The sequence below is a fragment of the Hymenobacter agri genome, from assembly GCF_054778495.1.
On sequence record NZ_BAAGZM010000141.1, the window covers coordinates 1 to 8,438 of the forward strand.

The window sequence follows — 8,438 nt, forward strand, 5'->3', positions numbered from 1 at the left end:
CACCATGGCCCAGCGCGCCGCCGACGCCATTGCCGCCCTCAACTACCTGCGCACCCGGCCCCAAGTCGACGTGACGCGCCTGGGCCTGATTGGGCACGGCGAAGGAGCCAACGTGGCCCTGCTGGCTGCGGCGCAGCCCCAAGCTCCTACGTTTGTGGTAGCCCTGGCAGCCGCGGGCCTCACCGGTCAGGAGCTGCTGGCCAACCAAGCCGTCATGTATGGCAAGGTGATGGGCCGCGACACGCTCGAAGCCCATCAGCGGCATAGCTACCAGCTAGCGGAAGCCAATGCGCAGGCCGAAGCCGCCAAGCTGCGCGCCGCCGGCTCAAATTCGGCTCAGGTACAAACCTACCTCGACCAGCAGCACCTGCGCCTCAAGGCGCAGCAGCGCCGCGACCAGGAGGCCCGCGTGAAGCACCAGCGCGCCATGCTCGAAATCGTGCGTCAAACGCCCGACAATGCCCAGGCGCAGGCCATCCTCAGCAATATGCTGCGCCAGCGCTACCCTGCCATTGCAGCTCCCGACGTGCAGGCCAGCGTGCAGGCCTTCACCACGCCCGCCTACCGCAGCTACCTGGCTTTCGACCCCTTGGCCACTTTGCCCCAGGTGCACTGCCCCGTGCTGCTGCTGCAGGGCGATGACGACGCGGAAGTGAACGCTACGGTCAACCTGAGCCTACTGAGAAAAGGCCTGAAAGACAATCCGCGCGTTACCGAAATGCGCCGGCCCGGTCTCAATCACGCCCTACAAATCACGAAGGAAACGCCCGGCTTCGAGGCTCCGCTGTCGCCGGATGCCTTGACGGATATTCACAACTGGCTGACGGCGCAGCAGTAACTTACCGCAGCGGGCTACCAGGGTTTGACCACGCTCTGCAGCCACAGCCCTGTTTAGCAGGAGCACAACGAAGCAACATCGAACGCCGGCCCGCAGCAATGGGGGCCGGCGTTCGGTCTGTAAACTCGCCGGGGTAGTCGGGGCAATTGGAGGGCATGTCGAAAAGGCGAAGACCAAATCAGCTTTTCGCAGCGGGCTTGCGTACAGCTTATTCGCCTTCCTTCGAATCAGGTCCTACTTCCTTATGATTAATTATTTGCCGGCCCGCACGGCCCTGCTGCTGGTGCTGCTCAGCGCCGCCGCCTGCAACTCCAAAAAGAAAGACGACGAAGCCGGCGGCCCCGGTGGCAAAGGCGGCAAGGACGGTGGCCCCACACCCATCAAAGACTACCCGGTGCTGGTGGTGCGGCCCGACACGGTGACGCTCTTTCAAGACTACCCAGCCACCATTCAGGGGCAGCAGAACGTGGAAATCCGGCCCAAGGTAGATGGCTTTGTGGAAGCCATTTACGTGGATGAAGGAGCCACAGTGAAGAAGGGCCAGAAGCTTTTCCATATCAGCGCGCCGCAGTACGAGCAGGAAGTGCGCACGGCCCGCGCCGGCGTGAAAACCGCTGAGGCCGATGTGAACGCCGCCCGCATGGGCGTGAACAAAGTGGCCCCGCTGGTAGCCAAAGGCATTATCAGCAAGTATCAGCTCGAAGGCGCGCAGTACACGCTGCAAGCCAAGGAGGCTGCGCTGGCCCAGGCCCAGGCCACGCTGGCCAACGCCCTCACCAACCTGGGCTACACCACCATCACCAGCCCCGTGGATGGCGTGATGGGCACCATTCCCAACAAAATCGGTAGCCTGGTGAGCAGCACCTCGGCCGACCCGCTCACCACCATTTCGAGCACGGCCAACGTGTACGCCTACTTCTCGCTCAGCGAAAAGGCGCTGCTCGACTTTGCCCGCCGCCGGCCCGGCAACACCTTGCAGGAGAAGCTCACCAACGTGCCCGACGTGCGCCTCGTGCTGGCCGACGGCAGCCTCTACCCCTACCCCGGCCGCGTGAAAACCGCCATCGGCCAGATTAATACCGAAACCGGAGCCAGCAGCTTCCGCGCCACCTTCCCGAACCCGCAGGGCCTGCTGCGCAGCGGCAGCAGCGGTTCGGTGCGCACCCAGCGCCCGATGGACGACGTGCTCATCATCCCGCAGAGTGCCACCTACGAGCTGCAGGGCAAGCGCTTCGCCTACGTGGTGGGCCGCGACACGGCCGCGCACGCCGCCGCCATCACGGTAGTGCCCACGCCCGATGGCGAATCCTTCGTGGTGCAAAAAGGCCTGAAAGCCGGCCAGCAAATCGTACTCGAGGGCATCAGCGGGCTGAAGGAAGGCACGAAGATTCGGCCGAAAGTGGTGAAAACCGCGCCGAAAAAGCCGGACGTCGCGGCGGGCGCTTAGGGAGCCCGCTCTGGCTTCGCCTGAACGTCATGCTGAGCGTAGTCGAAGCATCTCTACTGCACAAGTAACCCAATCGGCCCAACGAAGCGGTAGAGATGCTTCGACTACGCTCAGCATGACGGACGATTTACAAAAATTGCCTGATAGAAGATTATGCTAAAAATATTCATCGAGCGCCCCGTGCTCTCCACCGTTATTTCGGTGATAATCGTGCTGCTGGGCGTGCTGGGACTGCTGCAGCTGCCTATTGCGCAGTACCCCGACATTTCGCCGCCCACCGTGCAGGTGTCGGCCAGCTACGCGGGCGCCAACGCCGACGTGGTGTTGAAAAGCGTGCTCGTGCCGCTGGAGGAGCAGATAAACGGCGTGGAAGGCATGACCTACATGACGTCCTCGGCCACCAACGAAGGCTCGGGCAGCATTCAGGTGTATTTCAACGTGGGCACCGACCCCGACCAGGCGGCCGTGGACGTGCAGAACCGCGTGGCCAGCGCCACCAGCTTGCTGCCGCAGGAAGTAACCCTGGCCGGCGTAACGGTGCGCAAGCAGCAAAGCAGCAACCTGCTGATTTTCGCCCTCTACTCCGACAACCCGGCCTACGACCAGACCTTCCTGCAGAACTACGCCCAGATTAACATCGTGCCGCAGATTAAGCGGGTGAACGGCGTGGGCAACTCCAACGCCTTCGGCTCGCGCGACTACGCCATGCGCGTGTGGCTCAAGCCCGATGTGATGGCTATCTACGGCCTCACGCCGGCCGACATTTCGGCCGCACTGGCCGACCAGAACGTGGAAGCCGCCCCCGGCAAATTCGGCGAGAACTCCGACCAGAGCTTCCAGTACGTCATCAAATACACTGGCAAGCTCGTAACGGTGCAGCAGTTCGAGAACATCATCCTCAAAAGCACGGCGCAGGGCCAGATTCTACACCTCAAGGACGTGGCCCGGCTGGAGCTGGGCGCGCAGGCCTACAGCAGCAACAGCGCCACCTTCGGCAAGCCCTCGGTGGGCATCTCGGTGAACCAGACGCCGGGCTCGAATGCCCGCGACGTGATTGAGAAGTCGCTGGAAGTGCTGAAAACGGCCGAAAAGTCATTTCCGGCCGGCATTCACTACACCAACCTCGTCAACATCAACGACTTTCTGGATGCCTCGATTGACAAGGTGATTCACACGCTGCTGGAATGCTTCGCGCTGGTGTTCCTAGTAATTTTCATTTTCCTGCAGGATTTCCGGTCTACCATCATTCACGGCGTGTCGGTGCCGGTTTCAATTATCGGCACGTTCTTCTTCCTCAAGGTTTTCGGGTACAGCATCAACCTGCTCACGCTCTTTGCCTTGGTGCTGGCCATTGGCATTGTGGTCGATGACGCCATTGTGGTGGTGGAGGCCGTGCACGCCAAGCTCGAAGGCGGCTACACCTCGCCGCGCAAGGCCGCGATTGATGCCATGAGCGAGATAACCGGGGCCATTCTCAGCATCACGCTGGTGATGGCGGCGGTGTTTTTGCCGGTTACGTTCATCACGGGCTCGGTGGGCGTGTTCTACAAGCAGTTCGGCATTACGCTGGCGGTGGCCATTCTGATTTCGGCCATCAACGCCCTCACGCTGTGCCCGGCGCTGGCCGCCATGTTCCTGAAACCGCCGCACCACGAGGGCGAAGCGGAGAAAGCCGAGGCGGAAAAAAATGCAGCGAAACAGGGCGAAGCCAAGGACGGCGTAGCCAGTAACGGCCAGGAAAACCCCAACCCCAAAGCGGCTAAAGACGCGAAAGAAGCGCCCAAGAAAAAGGGCTTCATGCAGCGGTTCAGCATTGCCTTTAATGCGGCTTACGATGCGCTGGTGGGCAAGTACACTCGCGCCGTAACCTTCCTCGCGGCGCGCAAGTGGGTGGCACTGATTGCGGTGGCGGGCTTCGGCGCGGGGCTGTATTTCCTGATGACGACTACGCCCAGCAGCTTCGTGCCGAACGAGGACATGGGCACCATCTTCGTGAACGTGAGCCTGCCGCCGGCTTCCACGCTGGAGCGCACCACGGCCGTGAATACGGAAGTCGACAGCCTGATTCGGACGATTCCGGCGGTGAAGGGCACTCTGCGCATCACGGGCCAGAACTTCCTGGCCGGGCAGGGCAGCGCCTACGGCATGGTCATCGTGCGCCTCAAGCCCTGGGACGAACGTAAGGACATGAACAACGAGGCCGTTATCAAACAGATTGGCAAGCTCACGGCCCACATCCGGGCCGGCGATATCCGCAGCATCTCGCAGCCGACGATTACGGGCTTCGGGGCCACCGGCGGCTTCACGTTCCAATTGCAGGACAAGGGCGGGCACACCACGGCCGAGTTCTTCAAAGTGGCGCAGGACTTTCTGGCCGAACTCAACAAGCGGCCTGAAATTCAGTACGCCAGCACGGCCTTCAACCCCGGCTTCCCGCAGTACCAGCTGAGCGTGAACGTGGCCAAGGTGAAGCAGGCCGGCCTGACGGAAAAGGACGTGCTGAACGCCATGCAGGTGTTTTACGGCGGTTCCTACGCCTCCAACTTCAACCAGTTTGGCAAGCAGTACCGGGTAATGGTGCAGGCCGACTCGGCCTACCGCGCCAACCCCGAGGGCCTGAGCAAAGTCTTCGTGCGTAACGCCGACGGCGTGATGGCCCCGCTCACCGAATTCGTGACCCTGACGCGCATCTACGGCCCCGAAAGCCTGTCGCGCTTCAACCTGTTCACCTCCATTTCGGTGAACGGTTCGCCCAAGGAGGGCACCAGCTCGGGCGAGGCGCTCATTGCCATTCAGGAAGTGGCCCAGAAGCTGCCGGCCGGTTACGGCTACGAGTTTTCGGGCATCAGCCGCGAGGAACAAGGCAGCGGCAAGCAGTCGCTCTACATTTTCGCGCTCTCGCTGGTGTTTGTGTACTTGCTGCTGAGCGCGCAGTATGAGAGCTACCTGCTGCCATTTGCGGTGCTGTTTTCGATTCCGATTGGCTTGTGTGGCACCTACCTGTTCGCCAAGCTCTTCGGCATCGACAACAACATCTACCTCCAGATTTCGGTGATTATGCTCATCGGTCTGCTGGCCAAAAACGCCATTCTCATCATCGAATTCTCGCTGGCCCGCCGCCGCGACGACAGCATGGAAATCCTGGAAGCGGCCCTGGAAGGCGCCAAAGCCCGCCTGCGCCCCATTCTGATGACCTCGTTTGCCTTCGTATTCGGCCTAATGCCGCTGCTGTTTGCCAGCGGCGCGGGGGCCAATGGCAACAAGAGCATCGGGGCCGGTGCCATTGGTGGGATGCTATTCGGCACACTGGTCGGGGTGTTTTTCATCCCGGTACTCTTCATCGTGTTTGAAAGCTTACAGGAGCGCATCAGCGGCCCGCCCAAGACGAAGGAGCAGTTGGAGCAGGAGGAAGCCGAGGGTGGGCCACCCGCCAAGGACGGTGAGAAGAAACCGGACGAAAAGAAGCCGGAGCAGCAGCCGGCCCTGGCGTAGGACATCATTCCCCGGCCCCCTCTCCCGCGGAGAGGGGGTTAGGGGGTGAGGTCCCCCGGCCGTGCTAACCGCGTATACGTATTAATTCTATTACTATGAATGCCAGCAAATTCCTTCGATTCTTCTCCCCCGTGCTCCTGCTGGCGGCTGGCTGCCAGCTGCTGCACCCCTACCACCGGCCCGAAACTGCCACCACCGGCCTCTACCGCGACGCGGCCACCACCGACACCACCACGCTGGCCGCCCGCCCCTGGCAGCAGCTTTTCACCGACCCGCAGCTGCAAAAGCTTATTGCCGAAGGCCTCGCCAACAACCGCAACCTAAAAGTCGCCGAAGCCCGCATCGCGCAGAACCAGGCCCTGCTGGCCCAGAGCCGCGCCGCTTTCCTGCCCAGCCTGAGCGCCCGGGCTACCACCACCCTTTCGCGTATTGGCGGGGCGTTTGTGAGCACGGGCACCGGCGCGGGCACCACCACCACAACCGGCGGCACGGGTACCGGCACCGGCAGCACCGGCACGGGAACGGGCACTGGCACCGGAACGGGCACCGGCACTACCGGCACGGGCACTACCACAACCACCGACCAAAGCACCGTCGTGACCGGCGGTGTAGCGCACCAGTACCTACTGGGCCTGAGCAGCAGCTGGGAGGCCGACGTGTGGGGCAAGCTGCGCAGCACCAAACGCTCGTACGTGGCGGCCGTGCGCCAAAGCGAGGCTTACCGCCGCGTGGTGCAAACCCAGCTCATTGCCGATATCGCCGACAACTACTACGCCCTGCTGGCCCTCGATGCCCAGCTCGACATCACCCGCCAAACGGTGCAAAACCGCATCAAAGATGTGGAAACCATGCGCCTGCTACTCGAAGGCGACGTAGTAACCGGCGCGGCCGTGGTGCAGAGCGAGGCCCAGCGCTATGCCGCCGAAGTCACCATTCCCGACCTGCAGCGCAACATCCGCGAAACGGAAAACCTCCTGGCCACGCTGCTCGGCCGCACGCCTAGCCCCGTGGAGCGCGGCACCCTGGCCGCCCAAGAGCCCGCCCCGCCCCTGCTCACCGGCGTGCCCGGCCAGCTGCTGCGTAACCGCCCCGACGTGCAGCAGGCCGAATACGCCTTCGAGTCGACCTTTGAGCTGACCAATGCGGCGCGGGCCTACTTCTACCCCAGCTTCACCATCACAGCCAACGGAGGCCTCACCAGCACCACGCTCACCAATCTGTTTTCGCCCACGGCCATTTTCGCCAGCATCGTGGGCGGTTTGGCGCAGCCCATTTTCAGCCAGGGGCTGAACCGGGCGCGGTTGGAGCGCTCGAAAGCCTTACAGCAGGAGTACCTCTACACCTATCAGCAAACGATGTTCACGGCCGGCCAAGAGGTTTCTAATGCGCTCTTCTCCTACCAAAGCGCTGCCGATAAGGCCCGATTGCGTGCCCTGCAGCTGGAGTCGCTGCGCAAAGCTGTAGAATACACCAACGAGCTATTGGCCGCCGGCTTTGCCAATTACACCGAGGTGCTACAGGCCCAGCAAAGCCTGCTGCAAGCCGAGCTAAACGGCGTGAACGACCAGCTCCAGCAGCGTCAGGCCGTGACGGACTTGTACCACGCGCTGGGCGGCGGCTGGCGGTAATAAGTTTGGTTTGTTTGCCGGATTGAATAACATAAAAGCACAAAAAAGAACGTCATGCTGAGCGCATTCGAAGCATCTCTACCGCAATACTAAAATCGATTAGTTGTGCGATAGAGATGCTTCGACTGCGCTCGGCATGACGTGCTGTTATCGACGTTCAATTAACGTCAAATAGCCCAAACGACCTTAGTTCTGGCCGCCGTGCTGGGGCTCCAGCATTTCTTCCACAATCTTCTTATTGAAGGCCGGGATATCCTCCGGCTTGCGGCTGGTGATGAGGCCGTGGTCGGTTACCACTTCCGAGTCTTCCCAGTGGGCACCGGCGTTTTTGAGGTCGGTTTGTACGCTGGGCCAGCTCGTTACGCGCTTGCCGCGCACTACGTCGGCCTCCACCAGCAGCCAGGGGCCGTGGCAGATGGCGGCCAGCACCTTGCCCGAGCCGGCGAACTCCTTCACGAAGCTCACCACGTCTTTGTTGATGCGCAGGATGTCGGGGTTCATCTGGCCGCCGGGCAGCACGAGGGCGTCGTAGTCGGCGGGCTTCACGTCGGTGATGACTTTGTCGACGTCGACTTTGCTGCCCCAGTCTTTGTTGGGGCCGTCCCAACCCTTGATGGAGCCGCTTTTGAGGGAGATGACGTGGGTTTCGGCACCCTCGCCTTCGAGGTATTTCTTGGGCTCGTCGAGTTCGGCCTGCTCGAAGCCGTCGGTGGCAATGATGGCAATTTTCTTGCCTTTCAGTTTGTCGCTGCTGAAAATGCTCATGGTGTTTGGAAATGGGAAAGTAGAGGGTATGAAAAAAGGCCGGAATTGCTCCCGGCCCTTTCCAATACGCCTCGCAGCGCCGTAGGTTGATGAAAATTATGGCCTCAGCCCTCGAACCAGTACACCGTGAAGGTGGTGCCTTCGCCCACGGTGCTGGCCACATCAAGGCGGCCGCCGCGGCTGGCCACGATGCGCTGCACCAGGTACATGCCCACGCCCGCGCCGGCAATGTGCGGGTGCTGCCGCGCAAACGGCTGAAACACCGGCG

At 61.8% G+C, this 8,438-nt stretch carries 6 protein-coding genes; 4 read left to right on the plus strand and 2 right to left on the minus strand.

Annotation, left to right across the window (positions count from 1 at the left end; genetic code table 11):
* The 4 genes from ACYVDE_RS09375 to ACYVDE_RS09390 all read left to right on the plus strand — a co-directional run.
* Positions 1-838, plus strand: an 838-nt coding sequence (locus tag ACYVDE_RS09375) for an alpha/beta hydrolase family protein (protein WP_460501232.1), incomplete at its 5' end; no start/stop codon positions are given.
* A 244-nt stretch (positions 839-1,082) separates the two neighbouring features.
* Positions 1,083-2,285 (plus strand): efflux RND transporter periplasmic adaptor subunit, encoded by a 1,203-nt coding sequence (locus ACYVDE_RS09380; protein WP_460501233.1) that lies wholly within the window; start codon positions 1,083-1,085, stop codon positions 2,283-2,285.
* A gap of 153 nt (positions 2,286-2,438) precedes the next feature.
* Entirely contained in the window at positions 2,439-5,777 is a 3,339-nt protein-coding gene (locus tag ACYVDE_RS09385) for an efflux RND transporter permease subunit (RefSeq protein WP_460501234.1), read from the plus strand.
* A 131-nt stretch (positions 5,778-5,908) separates the two neighbouring features.
* Positions 5,909-7,405: an efflux transporter outer membrane subunit gene (locus tag ACYVDE_RS09390; RefSeq protein ID WP_460501235.1), complete on the plus strand. Its 1,497-nt coding sequence runs from the start codon at positions 5,909-5,911 to the stop codon at positions 7,403-7,405.
* Between the two features lie 186 nt (positions 7,406-7,591).
* On the opposite strand, the gene ACYVDE_RS09395 is transcribed toward ACYVDE_RS09390, so the two are convergent.
* Both ACYVDE_RS09395 and ACYVDE_RS09400 read right to left on the minus strand, forming a co-directional pair.
* The gene (locus tag ACYVDE_RS09395) at positions 7,592-8,170 is read right to left on the minus strand and encodes a type 1 glutamine amidotransferase domain-containing protein (protein WP_460501236.1); all 579 of its coding nucleotides are present in this window, start codon (positions 8,168-8,170) and stop codon (positions 7,592-7,594) included.
* 104 nt (positions 8,171-8,274) lie between these two features.
* Positions 8,275-8,433, minus strand: coding sequence for an ATP-binding protein (locus ACYVDE_RS09400; protein WP_460501237.1), 159 nt, complete (start codon positions 8,431-8,433; stop codon positions 8,275-8,277).
* Between the last annotated feature and the right edge of the window lie 5 nt (positions 8,434-8,438).

Excerpts from the sequence above, each read along its gene's own strand:
- ACYVDE_RS09380 (WP_460501233.1), top strand. The coding sequence starts at position 1,083 with ATGATTAATTATTTGCCGGCCCGCACGGCCCTGCTGCTGGTGCTGCTC.
- ACYVDE_RS09385 (WP_460501234.1), top strand. The coding sequence starts at position 2,439 with ATGCTAAAAATATTCATCGAGCGCCCCGTGCTCTCCACCGTTATTTCG.
- ACYVDE_RS09395 (WP_460501236.1), bottom strand. The coding sequence starts at position 8,170 with ATGAGCATTTTCAGCAGCGACAAACTGAAAGGCAAGAAAATTGCCATC.